Source organism: Streptomyces krungchingensis, assembly GCF_054729265.1.
The window spans coordinates 6,022,304-6,041,334 of sequence record NZ_JBPUKY010000001.1; the positions used below are offsets into that span (position 1 = coordinate 6,022,304).

17 protein-coding genes and 1 pseudogene are annotated in these 19,031 nt (G+C 72.3%); 10 read left to right on the forward strand and 8 right to left on the reverse strand.

Annotated elements, in window-relative coordinates:
* Nucleotides 1–68: 68 nt before the first annotated feature.
* The 8 genes from hemL (at nucleotide 69) to ACSYGO_RS26535 (ending at nucleotide 8,483) form a co-directional block, all read left to right on the forward strand.
* On the forward strand, nucleotides 69–1,385 hold the full coding sequence (gene hemL / locus ACSYGO_RS26500; protein ID WP_460387868.1) for a glutamate-1-semialdehyde 2,1-aminomutase: 1,317 nt from the start codon (nucleotides 69–71) through the stop codon (nucleotides 1,383–1,385).
* Entirely contained in the window at nucleotides 1,382–2,074 is a 693-nt protein-coding gene (locus ACSYGO_RS26505; protein ID WP_426680194.1) for a histidine phosphatase family protein, read from the forward strand. Before hemL ends, ACSYGO_RS26505 begins: the two co-directional genes overlap by 4 nt.
* Before the next feature lie 157 nt (nucleotides 2,075–2,231).
* Nucleotides 2,232–3,524 (forward strand): polysaccharide deacetylase family protein, encoded by a 1,293-nt coding sequence (locus ACSYGO_RS26510; RefSeq protein WP_460387870.1) that lies wholly within the window; start codon nucleotides 2,232–2,234, stop codon nucleotides 3,522–3,524.
* A gap of 149 nt (nucleotides 3,525–3,673) precedes the next feature.
* Complete coding sequence (locus ACSYGO_RS26515) at nucleotides 3,674–4,297, forward strand: TlpA family protein disulfide reductase (RefSeq protein ID WP_426680192.1); 624 nt, start codon at nucleotides 3,674–3,676, stop codon at nucleotides 4,295–4,297.
* Nucleotides 4,298–4,318: 21 nt separating this feature from the next.
* Nucleotides 4,319–5,080, forward strand: a complete 762-nt coding sequence (locus ACSYGO_RS26520) for a cytochrome c biogenesis CcdA family protein (protein WP_359503657.1) — start codon at nucleotides 4,319–4,321, stop codon at nucleotides 5,078–5,080.
* Between the two features lie 3 nt (nucleotides 5,081–5,083).
* Nucleotides 5,084–6,871, forward strand: a complete 1,788-nt coding sequence (gene resB, locus ACSYGO_RS26525) for a cytochrome c biogenesis protein ResB (RefSeq protein ID WP_426680191.1) — start codon at nucleotides 5,084–5,086, stop codon at nucleotides 6,869–6,871.
* A complete protein-coding gene (gene ccsB, locus ACSYGO_RS26530; RefSeq protein WP_432174502.1) occupies nucleotides 6,868–7,959 on the forward strand; it encodes a c-type cytochrome biogenesis protein CcsB in 1,092 nt (363 codons plus the stop codon). Before resB ends, ccsB begins: the two co-directional genes overlap by 4 nt.
* A 116-nt stretch (nucleotides 7,960–8,075) precedes the next feature.
* Nucleotides 8,076–8,483, forward strand: coding sequence for an SRPBCC domain-containing protein (locus tag ACSYGO_RS26535; protein ID WP_426680189.1), 408 nt, complete (start codon nucleotides 8,076–8,078; stop codon nucleotides 8,481–8,483).
* Between the two features lie 32 nt (nucleotides 8,484–8,515).
* Here ACSYGO_RS26535 and ACSYGO_RS26540 read toward each other — a convergent pair whose 3' ends face one another.
* From ACSYGO_RS26540 to ACSYGO_RS26565, 6 genes are all read right to left on the reverse strand, one after another.
* Nucleotides 8,516–10,060 carry an ABC transporter substrate-binding protein gene (locus tag ACSYGO_RS26540; RefSeq protein WP_432189338.1) on the reverse strand — a complete coding sequence of 515 codons (1,545 nt, stop codon included), beginning with the start codon at nucleotides 10,058–10,060 and terminating at the stop codon, nucleotides 8,516–8,518.
* On the reverse strand, nucleotides 10,060–12,189 hold the full coding sequence (locus tag ACSYGO_RS26545; RefSeq protein WP_460387873.1) for a hypothetical protein: 2,130 nt from the start codon (nucleotides 12,187–12,189) through the stop codon (nucleotides 10,060–10,062). Before ACSYGO_RS26545 ends, ACSYGO_RS26540 begins: the two co-directional genes overlap by 1 nt.
* A 128-nt stretch (nucleotides 12,190–12,317) precedes the next feature.
* On the reverse strand, nucleotides 12,318–13,301 hold the full coding sequence (locus ACSYGO_RS26550) for an isopenicillin N synthase family dioxygenase (protein ID WP_460387875.1): 984 nt from the start codon (nucleotides 13,299–13,301) through the stop codon (nucleotides 12,318–12,320).
* The gene (locus tag ACSYGO_RS26555) at nucleotides 13,294–13,752 is read right to left on the reverse strand and encodes a nucleoside deaminase (protein WP_426680185.1); all 459 of its coding nucleotides are present in this window, start codon (nucleotides 13,750–13,752) and stop codon (nucleotides 13,294–13,296) included. Before ACSYGO_RS26555 ends, ACSYGO_RS26550 begins: the two co-directional genes overlap by 8 nt.
* Nucleotides 13,753–13,896: 144 nt before the next feature.
* Nucleotides 13,897–14,508 carry a phosphatidylserine decarboxylase gene (locus ACSYGO_RS26560; RefSeq protein WP_460389767.1) on the reverse strand — a complete coding sequence of 204 codons (612 nt, stop codon included), beginning with the start codon at nucleotides 14,506–14,508 and terminating at the stop codon, nucleotides 13,897–13,899.
* 220 nt (nucleotides 14,509–14,728) lie between these two features.
* Nucleotides 14,729–15,880 (reverse strand): abortive phage infection protein, encoded by a 1,152-nt coding sequence (locus tag ACSYGO_RS26565; protein ID WP_432174497.1) that lies wholly within the window; start codon nucleotides 15,878–15,880, stop codon nucleotides 14,729–14,731.
* 401 nt (nucleotides 15,881–16,281) lie between these two features.
* On the opposite strand from ACSYGO_RS26565, the gene ACSYGO_RS26570 reads away from it, so the two are divergent.
* Complete coding sequence (locus tag ACSYGO_RS26570) at nucleotides 16,282–17,019, forward strand: hypothetical protein (RefSeq protein WP_432174496.1); 738 nt, start codon at nucleotides 16,282–16,284, stop codon at nucleotides 17,017–17,019.
* Between the two features lie 34 nt (nucleotides 17,020–17,053).
* Here ACSYGO_RS26570 and ACSYGO_RS26575 read toward each other — a convergent pair whose 3' ends face one another.
* Entirely contained in the window at nucleotides 17,054–18,028 is a 975-nt protein-coding gene (locus ACSYGO_RS26575) for a quinone oxidoreductase family protein (RefSeq protein WP_426680183.1), read from the reverse strand.
* Between the two features lie 96 nt (nucleotides 18,029–18,124).
* Between ACSYGO_RS26575 and ACSYGO_RS26580 the strand changes: the two genes are divergently transcribed.
* Nucleotides 18,125–18,466: an ArsR/SmtB family transcription factor gene (locus tag ACSYGO_RS26580; RefSeq protein ID WP_028805057.1), complete on the forward strand. Its 342-nt coding sequence runs from the start codon at nucleotides 18,125–18,127 to the stop codon at nucleotides 18,464–18,466.
* An 83-nt stretch (nucleotides 18,467–18,549) separates the two neighbouring features.
* On the opposite strand, the pseudogene ACSYGO_RS26585 reads toward ACSYGO_RS26580, so the two are convergent.
* Nucleotides 18,550–18,999, reverse strand: a pseudogene (locus tag ACSYGO_RS26585) (DUF7848 domain-containing protein); the annotation flags it as partial.
* Between the last annotated feature and the right edge of the window lie 32 nt (nucleotides 19,000–19,031).

The window sequence follows — 19,031 nt, forward strand, 5'->3', positions numbered from 1 at the left end:
GCCGCCCTCGGACCCTGGCCTACCCTGAGGAGGTCACTAGCCCCCCGGAGTCGGAGACGTCGCAGGTCATGACCGAACTGCCCTATCCCTACGAAGCACCGGCCTCGCAGGCCCTATTCGACCGTGCGGCGGCCGTCACGCCCGGTGGCGTGAACTCTCCCGTGCGGGCCTTCCGCGCCGTGGGCGGTACGCCCCGGTTCATGGTGTCCGGTGCGGGTCCGTACCTCACGGACGCCGACGGCCGTGAGTACGTCGACCTCGTCTGTTCCTGGGGGCCGATGATTCTCGGACACTCTCGGCCCGAGGTCGTCGCGGCGGTCCAGGAAGCCGTCTCGCGCGGCACGTCCTTCGGCACTCCCGGCGAGGGCGAGGTCGCGCTCGCCGAGGAGATCGTCGCGCGCGTCGAGCCCGTCGAGCAGGTCCGGCTCGTCTCCAGCGGCACCGAGGCGACCATGTCGGCGATCCGGCTCGCCCGCGGGTTCACCCGGCGCTCCAAGGTGATCAAGTTCGCCGGCTGCTACCACGGGCACGTCGACTCGCTGCTCGCCGCGGCGGGCTCCGGCGTCGCCACCTTCGCGCTCCCCGACACCCCGGGCGTCACCGGCGCCCAGGCCGGCGACACGATCGTCCTCCCGTACAACGACCTGGAGGCGGTGAACGCCGCCTTCCACGCGCACCCCGGCGAGATCGCCTGTGTGATCACCGAGGCCTCGCCCGGGAACATGGGCGTCGTGCCGCCGCGGCCCGGCTTCAACCAGGGCCTCAAGGACGCCTGCGCGAAGAACGGCGCCCTGTTCATCTCCGACGAGGTCATGACCGGCTTCCGCACGAGCAGGGCCGGCTGGTACGGGATCGACGGCGTACGCCCCGACCTCATGACCTTCGGCAAGGTGATGGGCGGCGGCTTCCCGGCGGCGGCCTTCGGTGGCCGTGCCGAGGTGATGGCGCACCTCGCGCCGGCTGGGCCGGTCTACCAGGCGGGCACGCTGTCCGGGAACCCGGTCGCCACCGCCGCCGGTCTCGCGCAGCTGCGACTGCTCGACGAGGCCGCCTACGAGAAGATCGACGCGGTCTCCGAGCAGATCCGGACGCTGGTGTCCGAGGCACTGGCCAAGGAGGGCGTCGCGCACCGGCTGCAGAGCGCCTCCAACATGTTCTCCGTCTTCTTCACCGGGCGGGAGGTGCGTGACTACGAGGACGCGAAGGCGCAGGAGTCCTTCCGGTACACCGCCTTCTTCCACTCGATGCTGGCGCAGGGCGTGTACCTGCCGCCGTCCTCCTTCGAGTCGTGGTTCGTGTCGACGGCGCACGACGAGCAGGCGGTTCAGCGGATCGCCGACGCCCTTCCGGCGGCGGCGCGGGCAGCGGCGGAGGCCAGTGCATGAGTGACAACGGCAACACCACGGACATCACCGTCGTCCACCTGATGCGGCACGGCGAGGTCGCCAACCCGGACGGGGTGCTGTACGGGCGGCTGCCCGGCTACCACCTGTCCGAACTGGGGCGGCAGATGGCCGACCGGGTCGCCGACCACCTGGCGTCCCGCGATGTCACCCACGTCGTCGCCTCGCCCCTGGAGCGGGCGCAGGAGACGGCGACCCCGATCGCGAAGGCGCACGGGCTCGACCTCGCGACCGACGGGCGGCTCATCGAGGCCGACAACGTCTTCCAGGGCAAGACCTTCGGTGTCGGGGACGGTGCGCTGCGGCGCCCGGAGAACTGGAAGCACCTGGTCAATCCGTTCAAGCCGTCCTGGGGCGAGCCGTACGTGGACCAGGTCGTCCGGATGATGGGCGCGCTGGACGCGGCCAAGGACGCGGCGCGCGGGCACGAGGCGGTGCTGGTCAGCCACCAGCTGCCGATCTGGATCGTGCGCAGCTATGTCGAGCGTCGGCGGCTGTGGCACGACCCGCGCAAGCGGCAGTGCACGCTGGCGTCCCTGACGACGTTCACCTACCGGGGCGACAAGATCGTTTCCGTGGGCTACACCGAGCCCGCCCGGGACCTCGTGCCGGCGCATCTCCTCGCGGGCGCGAAGCCGGTGAAGGGCGCGGGCAAGGCGTTCGGGGCCTGACGACCCGTCGTCTCCCCAGGATGTCCTGCCATATGAGCGTATCTTCGTAAAATCACATAAATACGTGCGTGTGGGACTGAACCCCCGTGTTCGTCGTGCCCTCTCATGGAGTGCCAGCTGAGAGCCAGCTGAGAGGGCGCGATGAAATGGGGACCGCATGCGGGACATCAGCCGGAGGGGAATGATCGGCCTCGGGGCAGGTGCCGCGGCCGGCCTGGGACTTGCCGCGTGCGGTACCACCCCACAGGACGCCACGGGCCGGGGCGGCGGTTCCCGGGGCGACGGACACCCCGGCGCCCCGCGGCAGGCCGCCAAGCCGATCGGTGACGGCTCCACCGCCTTCACCGGCGAGCAGCCGGGCCGGCCGGACCGGCCCGAACCCCTGCAGCCCGGCGAGACCCCGCCGCAGTTCGTGGTCTTCTCCTGGGACGGCGCGGGCGAGGTCGGCACCGGCCTCTTCGACCGCTTCCTCGGACTCGCCGAGAAGTACGACGCCCGGATGACGTTCTTCCTCTCCGGGCTGTACCTGCTGCCCGAGTCGAAGAAGCGCCTGTACGACCCGCCCAACAACGCCAGGGGCGCCTCGGACATCGGCTACCTCACCGACGACCACATCAGGCAGACGCTGAAGCTCGTCCGCCGTGCCTGGCTGGCCGGCCACGAGATCGGCACCCACTTCAACGGCCACTTCTGCGCGGGCTACGGTTCGGTCGCCGACTGGACCCCCTCCCAGTGGCACAGCGAGATCGAACAGGCCAAGTCCTTCGTGAAGGAGTGGCGGACCAACACGGGCTGGACCGATCTGCCCGCGCTGCCCTTCGACTACGACAAGGAACTCGTCGGCGGACGCACCCCGTGCCTGCTCGGCCAGGAGAACCTGCTGCCCACGGCGCGCGAGCTCGGCTGGCGCTACGACGCCTCCTCGCCCGGCGGCCGCCAGCGCTGGCCGCGGAAGAACCAGGGCCTGTGGGACCTGCCCCTCCAGGGGATGCCCTTCCCGGGGCACACCTTCGAGGTCCTCTCGATGGACTACAACATCCTCGCCAACCAGTCGGTCAACACGACCAGGGCGCCGTCGTACAACTACCCGGCCTGGCGCACCCAGGCCGCCCAGTCCTACATCTCCGGGTTCCAGCGGGCCTACGAGACGAACCGTGCGCCGTTCTTCATCGGCAACCACTTCGAGGAGTGGAACGGCGGCATCTACATGGACGCCGTCGAGCAGGCCTTCACGCACGTCGCCCGGCAGCGGGAGGACGGCGCGGACATCCGCCTGGTCTCCTTCCGGGACTTCGCGGACTGGCTGGACGTGCAGCGGCCCGAGGTCCTCGCCAGGCTCCGGTCGCTGGAGGTGGGGGAGCGGCCGGCGGGTGGCTGGAAGACGTTCCTGCGGGACGTAGGCAAGGGTCCGGGCCGGGGCTCCGGGGCCGACGCGGACAGCGACACCTGAAACGCTGCAAGCCAGGGCAATCACGCCCCTGTGGGTGCGGGCACCCGCACGGGCGTCGACGAGGAGCCCGAGAGGCCGCCTGATATGCGGGTTTCCGCCCGCAAGGGGGGTGCGGAAGATCCCCGAAACGGGCATGCGAAACTTTTCACATGAGTGCCGCCTGCCGCGCCGACCAGCGCCCGAACCGCACCCGTAGCCGCGTCGCCCTGCTCGCCGCCGGGGCCGCCGTCGCCGCGCTCGTCCTGTCCGCGTGCACCTCCGGAGGCACCTCGGGAGGAGCGGGCAACACCAACTTCGTCGCCGGCAAGAACGGCGTCGACACCGCGGCCAAGGGCCACCGGACCGCGATCCCGGACCTGTCGGGCAAGACCGTCGACGGCAAGCAGCTCGACGTCCGCGACTTCAAGGGCAAGGTCGTCGTGCTCAACGTCTGGGGCTCCTGGTGCGGACCGTGCCGGGCCGAGGCCGCCAACTTCGAGCGGGTCTACCAGGACACCAAGGACCAGGGCGTGCAGTTCGTGGGCATCAACACCCGCGACTCCAGCACCGCCCCGGCCCTCGCCTTCGAGAAGGAACACGGCGTCAGCTACCCGAGCCTCTACGACCCCACGGGCAAGCTGATGCTCCGCTTCAAGAAGGGCACGCTCAACCCGCAGCTGATCCCCTCCACCCTCGTCATCGACCGCGAGGGCAAGGTCGCCGCCCGGACGCTCCAGGCGCTCAGCGAGGACAACCTGCGCAAGATGCTCGACCCCGTACTCGCGGAGAAGTGACCTGACGTGTCCCTCCTCGCCATGTCCCTGGCCGAGTCCACCGGCAGGAACGAGACGGTCTACAGCGGCGCCCTGCTGCTCGCCTTCCCGATCGCCGTGGTCGGGGGGCTCGTCTCCTTCTTCTCCCCGTGCGTGCTGCCCCTGGTCCCCGGCTACCTCTCCTACGTCACCGGGGTCAGCGGCACCGACCTGGCGGAGGCCAGACGCGGGCGCATGGCGGTCGGCGCGAGCCTGTTCGTGCTGGGCTTCACCGTCGTGTTCGTGTCCGGCGGCGCGCTCTTCGGTTACTTCGGCTCGACCCTGCACGAGTACCAGGCGGCCCTGTCCAAGGTGCTCGGCGCCCTCATGGTCCTCATGGGCGTGTTCTTCCTGGGCGGCATGCCCTTCCTGACGCAGCGCGAATTCCGCTTCCACAAGCGGCCGGTGACCGGTCTGGCGGGAGCGCCGCTGCTCGGCGCGCTCTTCGGGATCGGCTGGACCCCCTGCCTCGGCCCGACCCTCTCCTCCGTGCAGATCCTCGCCGCGAACCAGGCGAGCGCCGGACGGGGCGCCATACTGACCGTCGCGTACTGCCTCGGGCTCGGCATCCCCTTCGTCCTGGCCGCGGTCGCCTTCCGCAAGGCGCTCGGCGCCTTCGGCTGGGTCAAGCGGCACTACACCTGGGTGATGCGGATCGGCGGCGGAATGATGATCGTGACCGGCCTGCTCCTGCTCACCGGTGCGTGGGACAGCATCGTGCAGCAGATGCAAACCTGGTCCGACGGCTTCACGGTAGGGATCTGACCCATGAGCACCACTGACACCGGCAAGACGACGGAACCGGACGCGTCGGGCGAGCTCGGCGCGGCCGGCTCGCAGCTGTCCACCGCGCCCGTGGAGACGGCGATGCCCGGCTCCTTCGGCGGTTCGCGGGCGCCCGGCGCCATCGGCTGGATCACCTGGACCGGACGCGAGGTCGTCGGCTGGGCCCGCTGGTTCTGGCGGCAGCTGACCTCGATGCGGGTCGCGCTGATCCTGCTCTTCCTGCTGTCGCTCGGCGCGATCCCCGGCTCGCTGATCCCGCAGTCCGGGACCGACGCGCAGAAGGTGGCCGACTTCAAGGACCGGCACAGCCTGCTGGGGCCGGTCTACGACAAGCTCGGGCTGTTCCACGTGTACAGCTCGGTGTGGTTCTCGGCGATCTACATCCTGCTGTTCGTCTCGCTCATCGGCTGCATCGTGCCGCGCACCTGGCAGTTCGTCGGACAGCTGCGGGGCCGTCCGCCGGGCGCCCCGAAGCGGCTGACGCGGCTTCCCGCGTATGCCACGTGGCGTACCGGGGCCGCGCCCGAGGAGGTCCGCGAGACCGCCCTCAAGGTGCTCAAGCAGCGGCGGTTCCGCGCCCACCTCGACGGCGACGCCGTGGCGGCCGAGAAGGGCTATCTGCGCGAGACCGGCAACCTGCTCTTCCACATCGCGCTCGTCGTGATGCTCGTCGCCTTCGCCTGGGGCCAGCTCTTCAAGTCCGAGGGCAACAAGCTGATCGTCGAGGGCGACGGCTTCTCCAACACGCTCCTCCAGTACGACGACTTCAAGTCGGGCAACCTCTTCAGCAACGACGACCTGACGCCGTTCAGCTTCGACCTGAAGAACTTCACCGGCACCTACGAGCGGACCGGGCCCAACAAGGGCACCCCACGCACGTACCAGGCGGAGGTCACCTACAGCGAGGGCGCGTACGGCAAGCCGCGGAAGAAGACCATCAAGGTCAACGAGCCGCTGGAGATCGGCGACTCGAAGGTCTACCTGGTCAGCCACGGCTACGCGCCCGTCGTCACCGTCCGGGACGGCAAGGGCAAGGTCGTCTTCCACCAGCCCGTGCCGCTGCTGCCGCTGGACGCGAACGTCACCTCGCAGGGCGCGATCAAGGTGATGGACGGCTACCGGAACGCGCAGGGCCGCAGCGAGCAGCTCGGCTTCTCCGCCTTCTTCGTGCCGACGTTCGCGGGTGCCGGCAAGGGTACGATGTTCTCCCAGTTCCCCGCACTGGACTTCCCCGTGCTCGCGGTGTCCGGCTTCCACGGCAGCCTCGGGGTCGACTCGGGCCTCCCGCAGAACGTGTACCAGCTCGACACCTCCAAGATGAAGCAGTTCAAGGACGCCAAGGGCGCCATCCTCAAGGCGAGGCTGCTGCCCGGCGAGACCATGAAGCTGCCGGACGGCGCCGGCTCGATCACCTTCGAGAAGGACGTCAAGGAGTGGGCGGGCTTCCAGGTCACCCAGCAGCCCGGCAGCGACTGGGCGCTGGTGGGAGCCTTCGTCGCGATCTTCGGCCTCGCCGGATCCCTGTTCATCCAGCGCCGCCGCGTCTGGGTGCGGGCCACCACCGGTACCGACGGCGTCACCGTCGTCGAGATGGCGGGCCTCGGCCGCAGCGAGTCCGCGAAGCTCCCCGAGGAGCTCGGCGACCTCGCCGCGCTCGTGCACGAACAGGCGCCCAGCGCCCCCGAACCCGGCCCGGACACGCCCGGGTCCGATCAGGACACCCCCGACCCGCACGCCGTATCTGCCGCCGAAGGGGCTGAGAAGCAGTGACTCTCGCCACCGCCACCAACGAACACCTCGCTCACATCAGCAATGTGCTGATCTACTCCTCGATGGCCGTCTACACGCTGGCCTTCTTCGCGTACATCACCGAGTGGCTCTTCGGCAGCCGCAGCAAGGTCGCCCGCACCGCGCAGGCGCTCACCGCCAAGGGCGAGCAGGGCGCGGGCGCCGCGACCACCCCCGCGGTCACCGTGCAGACGGCCGGCGGCACCGCCGTCCTGGAGCGGCCGAAGGTCGTCACCCGCTCCGCGGCCGGCGCCCGCGACGTGCCCGACGGGCCCGGGGCGCACGGCGGCGACGAGCAGGGCGACCTCTACGGCCGGATCGCGGTGTCCCTCACCGTGCTCGCCTGGGCCGTCGAGGCCGCCGGCGTACTCACCCGCGCCCTGTCGGTGCAGCGCGCGCCGTGGGGCAACATGTACGAGTTCAACATCACCTTCTCCACGGTCGCGGTGGGCGTGTACCTCGCGCTGCTGGCCCTGAAGAAGAACGTGCGCTGGCTGGGTCTCTTCCTGGTCACCTCGGTCCTGCTCGACCTCGGACTCGCCGTCACCGTCCTGTACACGGCGAGCGACCAGCTGGTCCCGGCCCTGCACTCGTACTGGCTGTACATCCACGTCTCGACCGCGATCCTGTGCGGCGCCGTCTTCTACGTGGGTGCCGTCGGCACGCTGCTCTACCTGTTCAAGGACTCGTACGAGAACAAGCTGGCCGGCGGCGGGAAGCCCGGACGCTTCGCGACCTCCGTGCTGGAGCGGCTGCCCGCCTCGGCCTCGCTCGACAAGTTCTCCTATCGCGTGAACGCCGCCGTCTTCCCGCTGTGGACGTTCACGATCATCGCGGGCGCCATCTGGGCGGGCGACGCCTGGGGCCGCTACTGGGGCTGGGACCCCAAGGAGACGTGGGCGTTCATCACCTGGGTCGCCTACGCCTGCTACCTGCACGCCCGTGCGACGGCCGGCTGGAAGGGCCGCAAGGCGGCGTACATCGCGCTGATCGCCTTCGCCTGCTGGCTGTTCAACTACTACGGCGTGAACATCTTCGTGAGCGGCAAGCACTCCTACGCGGGCGTCTAGCCGACGTCGTCCGGCCGGCCGCCTCGAGGCGGCCGGCCGACCACCCTGAGCAACGAAAATGCAGGTCAGGGCCGGTCACGCGTGCGGATCCGGCCACCACGGGCCACGCTGGAGTCATGACCCAACCCATCGAGCGGCCACCGATCGAAGAGGGCGCCACCGAGATGCGGGGGAACGCGCGGGTCCTGCACTTCCTGCTGCGTCTTCCCCAGCCTGTGGAAAAGGTCTGGGCGGCACTGGCCACCCCCGCGGGACTGCGCGGGTGGCTGGCCGACGCCGATCCGTTCGAGCCGCGGCTCGGCGGGGCCGTCACCCTGAGCGGCCTGGGCGCCGGACGGATCACCGCCTGGGACGTGGAGCGCATCGCGGAGTACACCGTCGAGGGGCGCGGCCGGGTCCGGTTCCATCTGGAGCACGGGGTGCCCGAGGGCACCACGGTCCGCTTCACCCATGAGACCGAGGCGGAGCGGGACCCGGAATGGCGGGCCCGCTTCGAACGCCTCGCCCGGCAGCTCGGTGGCTAGGACCCGCCGCCCCGTGCCCCGCGCTGCCGCCCCTAGGACGGCGGCAGGCACTCCTTCGCCGGCGGCTTCCCCTCCGGCCAGGCGATCCGCACGAACCGGGTGCGGCTGTCCGGGGTGAGTTCCACGATCGGCACGGCCTTGTCGTACGGGTTGCCGTGGGCGTCCAGGCAGATCCATCCGCTCGCCCCGTTCACCCGCAGCTGTGTGCCCTTCACCTGCGGCCACTGGAGCCCCACGTCCCGCAGCGCGGGGACCTTGCCGGTCGGTGACGCCCCGCGGATGCCGTGCACCGCGAGCCGCATGGCGTCGTAGGCGATGATCAGCTGGCCGTCGTCCAGGCCGACCTTCCCGATGGGACCGGCCGGCTCGCGCGCGGCGCTCGCCAGCAGATCCCGGAGCACCTTCGCGTCGGCCGCGCTGCCGCCGGTCCGCGCGCCGTCCCTCGGCCAGGCGTCCGGATGGGCGAGCGCCGTGTACCGCACGGTCAGCAGGGGGTCCTTGAGGGCGGCCGGGTCGAGGTCCTTGTCCCCGGCCAGGTACGAGCCCTCGTCGCCGGTGAGGACCGTGAACCGGCGGTCGACGCAGCCGCGTGCCCCCAACGCGTTGATGAACTGCCGCAGTTGGGTGTGCCGACCGGCGAAGAGGATGGTGTCCGTGGTCTTCGGCGTGTTGCACAGGATGTTGCTGACCTGCGCGAACACATTGGCGGTGCTGCCCTCCTTGCTGCGGTCGGCGGGCGGGGTGAAGGGCTGCGCCTCGTAGCGGGAGCCCTTGAGCATCTTCTCGAAGGACCGCTGGAGGGTGCGCGTGTACGGGTCGCCCGTCCGGTCGTAGACCAGGAACGCGTCGGCGGCCGACACCTTGGCGAACGAGGCGAGGGCGCGGGCCTCGTCGGTGTTGGTGGGGGAGACGCGGGCGAGCCCGGGGAAGGGGTCCTTGCCGCCCTGCCCGTTGGCGAGGTCGTCGGCGGTGATGGAGCTGCCGATCACCGGGATGCCCCGGCGGGTCAGCTCCTGGACGGCCTTCTTGTTGTTGTCGGTGCTCAGGCCGACCCCGGTCACCGCGCGCAGCCGGTCGGGGCCCTTCGTCATGCGCTCCAGCTGGTCGACGGTGTGCCGCCAGTGCGCCCCGGTGGCGCCGGGGTTGGCGAGCACCAGCCGGATCTTCGGCTTGAGGCCGGTCGTGTCGTGGTTGGCCTGGTACTGGGCCAGGTAGGCGCCCTGGAGTTCGTGCAGCACGTCGCCGAGGTTGTCCGCGTCGGTCGCGGTGAAGGGTTCGAGCAGGGCGACGGTGACGTAACTGCCGGGGGACAGGCGGTGGTTCTCCCGGTTGATGGCCCGGATGGTCTCGGCGAACCGCGGGCGGCCGAAGGCGTACGTCGTCCACGAGACGCCCACGCACTCGTCGCTGCCCTTCGGCTGGACGACCCCCGGGGCGCAGGAGCGGTTCTCCTTGGCGGCCGTCATGCCGCCCCACACGCCGAGGCCCGCGAGGGCGGCCACGAGCGTCAGTGCGACATACCGGCGGAAACGAATCTCCCAGATGTCTTCGCGCAGCCACGTCCACACGCGCACCATCACCTGCCTCCGTTCCCGGTCTCGTCGTCGTCGCCCGGGACCTGGAAGGGGCGGCCGGCCAGGGCGTCCGCCGGCCAGTCCCGCGAGGCCCGCCACAGCAGGGCGTTGCCCGCCGGCCGCAGGTTCGACAGCTGTTCCAGCTCGAAGCGCAGCCGCTCGGTCACCTTCGGGTCCGGCAGGACCAGCGGGTCGGTCAGCTGCCAGACGGCGTGCAGCAGCCGCCGCACCCGCAGATGCAGCACGGCGTCCACGCTGTCCGGGGGCTGCTGCGCCGCGTCGGTGTGGCCGAGTGCGACGGAGGCCCGGTGGTCGTGGCCGTCGAAGTCCCGGCCGTCCGGGTCGTGCGGGTGGAAGTACGGCGCGGACGCGATGAAGAGGAGCGACGACAGCCAGTCCCGGGTGTCGGTGCGCGGGAAGGTGTCGCGCAGCTGGGCCACCGCGGAGTCGGCCTTGCCCAGGGCGAGTTCGTGGTGCAGCCGATAGCGGGCGGTGTCCTGCGCGGTCGCCTCGCCGGTGTCCTGGTAGTGGTCGACGAGGGTGCGGTGCACGGCCCGCCAGCGCGCGTGGTCCGGGTCGGCGTGGTGCAGCCGCAGCAGGAGCAGGGCGCGCAGGAAGGGGTCTGCGACGAACTGTCCGGCGGCCGTCGGCCAGCCCTCCGCGGTGAGCCGCTCCTCCAGGTCGAGGACGCCCGACGCGCCGAAGTCCTCGGGGAGTTGGGCCTCGGCGAGCACACACGCCGAGGCGCGGTCGTGCGCCGCGGCGAGCACGGTCAGCTCGTCGAGCCGCCCGCCGGGCACCAGGTGGGCGAGGAGCTCCTGATAGGTGGGGCGGCCGTCCCCGTCCTCGTGCAGGGCGACGTCGGAGGTGAGCAACTGGCCGAGGGAGTCGGCCCCTTGGGGCAGGTTCTGGCGGGCTGAGCCGGCCAGCAGGGTGATGCCGAGGGGGCTGCCCCCGGTCAGCCGGTGGGTGGCGTGCGGGAGGTGCGGCGGCACGTCCGCGGCGCCGGGTGCCGGGGACGTGCCTTGGGCGACGGTGTCGACGATGTGCAGGGTGTCGTCGGGCGTCAGCGGCGGCAGGGAGACGAGCAGCGCGCGCGAGGACGGTGAGGTGCCCGGCTCCCAGCCGCTCTCCCGGGCCGCCTCGGGGAGGGTGCGGCGGCCCGCGTTGCGCAGGGCGGGGTGGGCGTAGCCGCGCAGCGCCGCGCAGAAGACGACCTGGTCGGCGATGCCTTCGGCGCGGTCGCGCAGGACCGGCTCCAGCAGGCCGAGGCCCGCCGGTTCCTGCACGTTGTCGATGAGGACGACGGGACGCCCGCGCCGGTGCGAACGCTGCACGACGCCCGAGTAGGCGTCGTCGAGGTCGGCGAGCAGGGCCCGTACGAGATGGCGTTCGGCGTGCCGGAGCGAGTCGCCGCCCGCCCGGAAGTGCCGGGACAGCAGGATGAGGGCCAGCTTGGGGCTGCCGCCCGCGTTGGGGTAGTCCCGGTACCAGGTGGCGGCCTTGCGCAGCCGGCGGTGGGCCGGGGCGACCCCCTCGGCGAACGCCTCCAGGGTCGCCTCGATGATCGGTTCCACCACCGGGCCGGTGCCGCTCATGGAGGCGACGAGCTTGGAGATGACCTTGCTCACCCAGCGGCCGGCGAAGCCCGACAGCCAGGTGCCGGTCTCGTTGAGCAGCAGGATGCGTTCCGCCTCCTGCCGGATGCGCGGCACGTCCCGGTTGCTCCAGCCGCCCGCCGCCACGGCGAGCAGACCCGCCGCCAGTCTCGGAAAACCGATCCGCCCGGCGCCCGTCACCGGCTCGGCGAGCTGTTCGGCGATCGTGGTGAGTGCCTGTCCGACCGGCGACCAGGACTCCGCCGGACGCTCGGGCGGCGGGGCGGCGAACTGGCCGTCCTCGCCGTCGATCAGCGCGACGGGTGTGTGCCCGCGGTAGGCGTCCCGCAGCTCCCGCAGCACGGCGCTCTTGCCGAGCCCGCGTCCGCCCGCGAACACCACGAAGGGCAGTTCGCCGGGGTGTTCGTACGGCGTCGAGCGGAGTTGGTACGGACGCAGGCCGACCAGCCGGGACGCGAGTCCGGGCGGATCGGTGTCGAACAGCGCTCCCCGGCCGTGCAGCCCTGTGTGCACCGCATCTCCCCCTGGCGCGGTCCGGTCCGATGTGCTGCTGTGAGGTGTATCAACACCAGTGTAAAAAGGGGGAGTTGGTTCGGGATAGGGCGCACGGTGTCCGTTGGGTTACGAAAAGTGTCCGCCGGTCAGCCGACTGTGATCGAGTTCAGCTTCTCGCGCAGGTAGACGTGCGAGTCGACGGGCTCGTACACGACACGGCCCACGGGTGCGGGGACGGACTCGACGAGCGTCCCCGGCGTGCACTCGCCGAAGTAGACCAGCGACATCAGCTCCTCCGCCGGTGCGTCCGAGGGCGGCGGCAGCACCCGGTGGCGCCCCGAACGCCACCGGTCACCCGTCCAACGGGCCATCAGGTCACCGATGTTGATGGTGAACGCCGCCGGGTCGAAGGGCGCGTCCTGCCAGCCGCCCTCGTCCGTGTGCACCTGGAGACCACCCCGGCCCGCCTGCCGGTCGAGGATCGTGACCGTGCCGAAGTCGGTGTGCGGGCCGATGCGGAACTGGCCCGGCTCGGGCTCGCCGAGCACCTCCGTCCCCGGATACCAGTTGATGTTGAAGCCGTACGTCGGGTGGTCCATGTGCCGGGTGAAGAAGTCCGGTGCCAGCCCCAGGGCCTCACCGAGCAGGACGAGCAGCCGGTTCTCCAGCTCGCCCATCCGCGCCAGGTACTCCTCGCACAGCTCCCGCAGCTCCGGGACCTCGGCCGGCCAGACGTTCGGCGCGTACCACTCGGCGTTGACCTCGGGGTCCTCGAAGGGCTCGTGCGTGGCGAAGGTCAGCGACTCCTTGAGGTCGGGCGGTGTCTCGGTGCCCTCCGCGTAGGCGTTGGCCTCGGCGCCCGGGCCGAGCCAGCCGCGCCCCCCGACCCGGGCGGCGTACGGCTGCTTCACGGCGGCGGGCAGGGTGAAGAAGGCGCGGGCGGCGGTGCGGATGCGGGCGCGCAGCGCCGGGTCGACGCCGTGCCCGGTGACCAGCAGGAAGCCCGCCGTGCGGAGGGCGTCGTCCACGGTGCGGGCGGTCGCGGCGCGGGCGTCCGGGTCGCCGGAGAGCCAGGGCCGCAGGTCGACGGTGGGGATGCGGGGGCCTGCCGGGGCCTTCGGGTCAGTCACCGATGTCCTCGTTCCACAGTGCGGGGTCGTCCTCGATGAAGGCGCGCATCAGCGCGGCGCACTCCGGGTCGTCCAGCACGACGATCTCCACACCGTGCCCGGCGAGCCAGTCGTGGCCGCCGTGGAAGGTCTCCGCCTCGCCGACGACGACCCGGGAGATGCCGAACTGCCGGACCAGGCCGCTGCAGTACCAGCACGGCGAGAGCGTGGTCACCATGGTCGTGCCGCGGTAGGACCGCTGCCGTCCCGCGGCCCGGAAGGCGGCCGTCTCGGCATGCGCCGAGGGGTCGCCGTCCTGGACCCGGCGGTTGTGGCCGCGGCCCAGCAGGGTGCCGTCCGCGCCGTACAGCGCCGCCCCGATGGGGATGCCGCCCTCGGCGAGCCCGGCGCGGGCCTCCGCGAGGGCGACGGCGAGCCACGCGCGCGCCCGTGCCTGATCGATGCGCTCCATGCCCCCACTCTCCTGTGGCCGGAGGGCCGGGGCAACGACGCGGCGCGCCGCCGTTCGCGCCGCGTCGCGGACGTGCGGTGCCGCCGGTCGTGCCGCGTCGCCGCGGTCAGGCCGGTGAGCCGAGGAGCCGGCCGCGGACCGTCCTCAGTCGCGGTCGAGGCGGGTGATGCCTGCCGTGGTCTTCTGACCGACCTCGACCGCGGGCTCCACACCCTCCGGGAGGTAGATGTCGACGCGCGAGCCGAAGCGGATCAGGCCGATCCGGTCGCCCTGCTCGACCTTGGTGCCCTCGGGGACGTAGGGCACGATGCGGCGGGCCACCGTGCCGGCGATCTGGATCATCTCGATGTCACCGAGCTCGGTGTCGAAGTGCCAGACGACGCGTTCGTTGTTCTCGCTCTCCTTGTTGAACGCCGGAACGAACCCGCCGGGGACGTGCTCGACGGACGTCACCGTGCCGGACAGCGGCGCGCGGTTGACGTGGACGTTGAGCGGGCTCATGAAGATGGCGACGCGGGTGCGCCCGTCCTTCCACGGCATGATGCTCTGCACCACACCGTCGGCGGGCGAGATGACGCGGCCCGGAGCGATCTCGCGCTCGGGGTCGCGGAAGAACCACAGCATGCCCGCCGCGAGCGCGGTGGCGGGTACGGCCACGGCCTTGGCCACGCCGGAGCGGCGCGCGCGGGCCAGGCTGAGCGCCGCGGTGGCCACGGTCGGGACGAGCCACGGCGATGCTCCGCGCGCGAGACGCATCGGACGGGCACCGGCAGGAACGGACACGAGAACTCCTGAGCATGAGGTTCGGACGGGGTTTCCATGCTGCCGCGTTCCCCGCGGGCCGAGGCTCCACCTGCATGACGGTGTCGGGCCCTCCCGGAGGCCGACGCCGCGGTGGCCCCTCGTCCCCGGGGTGGACGGCGGCGGAAGCAGCCTTCCACCTGGGGGAGTACGGCGCGAACCCGCCCGGCCGCGGTCAGCGGTCGCGGGACCGCGCGTACTGCCGGGCCAACGCGTGGAAGGACTCCTTCGGTTCCCAGTGCCAGCCGGACTCCGGGTGGCCCGGACGGTTCTCGACCGGTTTGACGAGGCCGTAGCTCGCCATGTCGAGGTCGTGGCGCGGGTCGTGCGGGCGGTGCGGGGCGTCCGGGGAGACGAAGGTGTACGCCATCGCCGAGTACAGCCCCATCGACTCGAACACCGCCAGCACGTCCGTCAGGTACGCGGCCTGGGTGCGTTCGCTGCGCACCAGGCCCTTGCGCACCTCGGGCGGTTCCTTCGTGCGGTCGACGACGTCCCAGCCCATGCCGCCCAGTTCCGGCGCACCCCGGAAGGTGCAGCAGCCGAACTCCATGACGGCGACGGGCTTGCCGAAGCGGCGGTAGCGGGCCAGATCGCGGACGTACTGGTCGCGCCGCCCGAAGCAGCCGTAGTAGTCGAGGCCGACGAGGTCGAACTGCCGCCAGTCCACGTCCTCGTCCTGCGCGGCGGCGTACGTCAGCCGTCCGCCGAAGACGGACCGGCCCCTCGACGCGGCCCGCGCCGTGAACCGGCGCAGTTCCCGTGCGGTGCGTACGGGGTCGTAGGTGCCCTTGAGCAGGTTCTCCACCCGTTCCAGGATGTTCGCGCCGGGCACGATCCCGGGGACGTACAGCAGGAACTCGCAGCCCACGCTGAGGTGCACCCGGGCGCCCTGCCGGCGCAGCCGCTCGGCGAAGGCGCCGGTCTCCGCGAGGTGGTCGAGGATGTCCCGCTCGGGCACGTCCCCGAGGGTCGGTTCGAGCCAGACGCCGAGCCCGCGCTCCGCCGCCTCGCCCGCGGTGGCGGTGAGCCGTTCGACGCCGTCTCCGGTCACCTTGACGGAGTCGGCGTGCAGATCGTGGGCGACGGCCCGCAGATCGGCGCGCATCCGCCGGGCACTCCACGCGGTCGCCGGTGTCTCTCCGTCCCCGACCTCGTACACCACTCCCCGGTACGACAGTCCGCGCCGCCGCCCGCCCGTTGTCGCGCCCGGGGCCGCCGCGGCCGCCCGGGCCTGTCCCGCGGCCCCCGCCGACAGCGCCACCGCGCCCCCGGCCCCCGCGGCCAGCCCCAGGAACCGTGCCCTGCTGATCCCCCGCGTTCCCATCGCGCCTCCCGATGCCCTTGGTCGTGCACCCAGTGTGGGAACCGTCCGGGGTGCCCGTCGTCGGCCGATGGTCTACGGAGGCGGTCCGAAGGATGGGGGCGGGTGCGACCGAGGAGAGGGCGAGCGGTACCTCAAGGCCGTTGCGGTCGCGGCTGCTTCACGGTCGGCGGGCGAGGACGGTGGACCGGAGTGCCGACGGCCCGGCCGCGACAGCCCGGCATCCGGCGTCGGGGCACCGGCCGGCCGCGCCCCGTGCGCCCCGTCCGCCTCGTTGTCCTGCGGCACCCGCGATGGGCATGCTGTGGACATCGACCACACCGCACGGACCATCGGCCGCACCGCACCGCAGAGTGCCGCACGCGTCGCCGGTCACCGGGACAGGCTCTTCCGCGAGGGGGAAGATGACAGACCCAGGCACACCCTCGACGGGGGGCCGACGTTCCGCGACCGGTCCGACCGCCTGGTTCCGGCGGCAGGAACCCGCCGTCAAGGCGGCGGTCATCGGGCTCGTCGGCACCCTGAGCGCCGCTCTGCTCGCCGCCGTGGTGACGGTGACCGTCGCGCTGAGCAGGCCCTCGGGGGCCGGCGCCGCTCCCGACACCGGTTCCCCGCGGCCCAGTTCTCCCGAGGAGCCGCAGTCGACGGCGCCCGGGGGCCCCTCTTCCCCCTCCTCGGCGTCGCCGTCCCGCTCCTCCGCGTCCCCGGTGCCGCCCTCGTCCACCACCCCGTCCGCCCCCGCCGCCTCGCCCTCCGCCGACCTGCCCTCGCACACCCCGGTGCCCGCGCCCGCGCGCGCCCGGTGGCGGGGCACGCTGATCCTGGACGGCAGCGCCGGTGTCCGGGGCTGGTTCCTGGATGCCGTCCCGCCGGACCGCGCGCCGGTCGGCGACCTCGCCATCCGGGCGCCGCGCGAGGTATACGGCAACGCGCTCGCCGCCTGGCCGGGCCCCGGCACGCCGGGGCGGCAGCAGTGCTCCGACCTTCTCGGCACCCAGTTGGGCCGAAGTCAACTGGACGTGCAGGAGGGTGACATGGGCTGCTTCACGACGGAGGGAGGCCGTGTCGGCTTCTTCAGGGTGAGCGGCATTCCGGACCCGGACCACATCACGGTCGAGGCGACGGTCTGGGAGCAGGGCTGACCTCGCCGGACCCGACTCTGCGCCGGCGCGGAGCTCAGTCGGCCACCCTCAGGAGCAGCTTCCCGGTGCTGGTCCGGGACCCCATCAGCCGGTGCGCCTCCGGTGCGTCCTTCAGCGGGAACTCCGCCGTCACCGGCAGGGACACCGAGCCGTCGACGACCGTGCGGAAGGCCTTCTGGGCGATCTCGCGGAGGGCGGCGGGGGCGGTCCGGGCCAGGCCGAGGATGGAGAAGCCCGCGACGGACAGGCCGGTGGGGTAGAGCTCGGGCTGGCCCACCGTCCAGGGTTCCGCGCCGCCGGCGTTCCCGTACGAGACCAGGCGGCCGAAGGGGGCGAGGGAGGCGAGGCTGCCGCGCAGGGTGTCGCCGCCGACCGGGTCCAGGGCCAGGTCGACGCCGCGGCCGTCGGTCGCCGCGCGGACCTCGTCGGTGAAGGAGCCCACGAAGACCTCGTCGTAGCCCTGTTCGGCGGCGTACTCCGCCTTCGCGGCGGCCGACACCACGCCGTACACCGTCCCGGCGCCCGCCGCCTTCGCCAACTGCCCCAGGACGGTGCCGACCCCGCCCGCCGCGCCCTGCACGAGCACGGTCTCGCCGGGCTGGAGCCGGCCGACGGTGTGCAGCAGGGCGTAGGCGGTCGGCACGACCGTCGGGAGGGTGGCGCCGGTGCGCAGGCCGACCCCGTCCGGGAGCGGGAACACGGTCACCGCGTCGGCCACGGTCACCTCCGCGTACGCGCCGCCCTCCGTCAGCGCGGCGACCTCCTGACCGACGGCCAGTCCCTCGACGCCGGCCCCGACCGCCCTGATCCGCCCGGACACCTCCAGTCCGGGCACGAACGGGAGGCCCGGCACCCGGTAGCCCTCGGACCTCGCCTTCAGGTCGGCGAAGTTCACGCCGGTGTACGCGACGTCGATGCTCACCTGCCCGGGGCCCGGCTCCGGGACCTCCGCCTCCACGACCCGAAGGACCTCGGGACCGCCGTACTCCTCGAACTCGACCGCGCGCATGGCACACCCCTCCGCGACTGTTCAATGAAAAGCGAACACTCGGGAGTGTATGGTTTTCATCGAACACTCTGCAAGGGGCGGCGAGGGGAGCACGGCGTGGCACAGCGGACCGGCACCAGCCATCGGGCCGCGCCCGAGCACACCCACCCGGACCAGGTCTCCGTGCAGACCGCCCTGGCCGCCCTCGCCGACCCCGTACGCATCACGCTGGTGAGGGAGTTGGCCGACTCCGCGGAGTGGAGCCGCAGTTGCGGCAGTTTCGACGTGCCCGTCGGCAAGGCGGCCCTCAGTCATCACTTCGCGGTGCTGCGCGGCGCGGGACTCGTGGAGCAGCGCGACGAGGGGCCCAAGCGCGTCAACCGCCTGCGCCGCGACGAGTTCGACACCCGCTTCCCCGGCCTCCTCGCGCTCGTCCTGCGGGACGCTCAGGACGGCTGAGGCGCACCGGGGTGCCGCCCCTGCGCGGGCGGCGGACCGGTGAAGGCGGGCGGCGGGGGCGTCGCGCCGACGGGTTCGGCCGGTTCCAGGACCGCGTAGTCCGCGAAATGGCGCCGGTAGCGCGTGTGCCGGGTGTCCTGGGTGTGCAGGCGCTGCCACTCCTCGACCTCGGCCGGGTCCGGGCGCGGACCGGACCCCGCGCCGCAGTCGGCCTCGTCCCCCGAGACGCAGCGCGCCTCGTACTCCGGCTCCGCCGTCGTGTCCTGCGCGATCGCGTACGGCACGTACCGGAAGACACGGCGCCTGTCCGTGGCCTGCGCGGAACGGGCGTTGGCGGCCCGCACGCCCGCGCCGAGCCGTTCCTCCGGCGTCGCCGGCCGGATCAGTGCCGGGTCCGCCTCCCACTCCCGACCGCCGCCGACGGGCCGCAGCATCGCGTACGGGCCCGCCTGGCCGCGGTACTCGCCCACCCGGCCCGTCCGCGGGTCGTGGACGATCGTTCCCGGTTCCCACCGCTTCGCCTGCCCGGTCATGTTCGCTCCGCACCGATCGGTCACCCTGTGTG

Bases quoted from the DNA above. Each gene is read 5' to 3' on its own strand.
- hemL (WP_460387868.1), top strand. From the start codon at position 69: ATGACCGAACTGCCCTATCCCTACGAAGCACCGGCCTCGCAGGCCCTA.
- ACSYGO_RS26505 (WP_426680194.1), top strand. From the start codon at position 1,382: ATGAGTGACAACGGCAACACCACGGACATCACCGTCGTCCACCTGATG.
- ACSYGO_RS26510 (WP_460387870.1), top strand. From the start codon at position 2,232: ATGCGGGACATCAGCCGGAGGGGAATGATCGGCCTCGGGGCAGGTGCC.
- ACSYGO_RS26515 (WP_426680192.1), top strand. From the start codon at position 3,674: ATGAGTGCCGCCTGCCGCGCCGACCAGCGCCCGAACCGCACCCGTAGC.
- ACSYGO_RS26520 (WP_359503657.1), top strand. From the start codon at position 4,319: ATGTCCCTGGCCGAGTCCACCGGCAGGAACGAGACGGTCTACAGCGGC.
- resB (WP_426680191.1), top strand. From the start codon at position 5,084: ATGAGCACCACTGACACCGGCAAGACGACGGAACCGGACGCGTCGGGC.
- ACSYGO_RS26535 (WP_426680189.1), top strand. From the start codon at position 8,076: ATGACCCAACCCATCGAGCGGCCACCGATCGAAGAGGGCGCCACCGAG.
- ACSYGO_RS26540 (WP_432189338.1), bottom strand. From the start codon at position 10,060: ATGGTGCGCGTGTGGACGTGGCTGCGCGAAGACATCTGGGAGATTCGT.
- ACSYGO_RS26555 (WP_426680185.1), bottom strand. From the start codon at position 13,752: ATGGAGCGCATCGATCAGGCACGGGCGCGCGCGTGGCTCGCCGTCGCC.
- ACSYGO_RS26560 (WP_460389767.1), bottom strand. From the start codon at position 14,508: ATGCGTCTCGCGCGCGGAGCATCGCCGTGGCTCGTCCCGACCGTGGCC.
- ACSYGO_RS26565 (WP_432174497.1), bottom strand. From the start codon at position 15,880: ATGGGAACGCGGGGGATCAGCAGGGCACGGTTCCTGGGGCTGGCCGCG.
- ACSYGO_RS26570 (WP_432174496.1), top strand. From the start codon at position 16,282: ATGACAGACCCAGGCACACCCTCGACGGGGGGCCGACGTTCCGCGACC.
- ACSYGO_RS26575 (WP_426680183.1), bottom strand. From the start codon at position 18,028: ATGCGCGCGGTCGAGTTCGAGGAGTACGGCGGTCCCGAGGTCCTTCGG.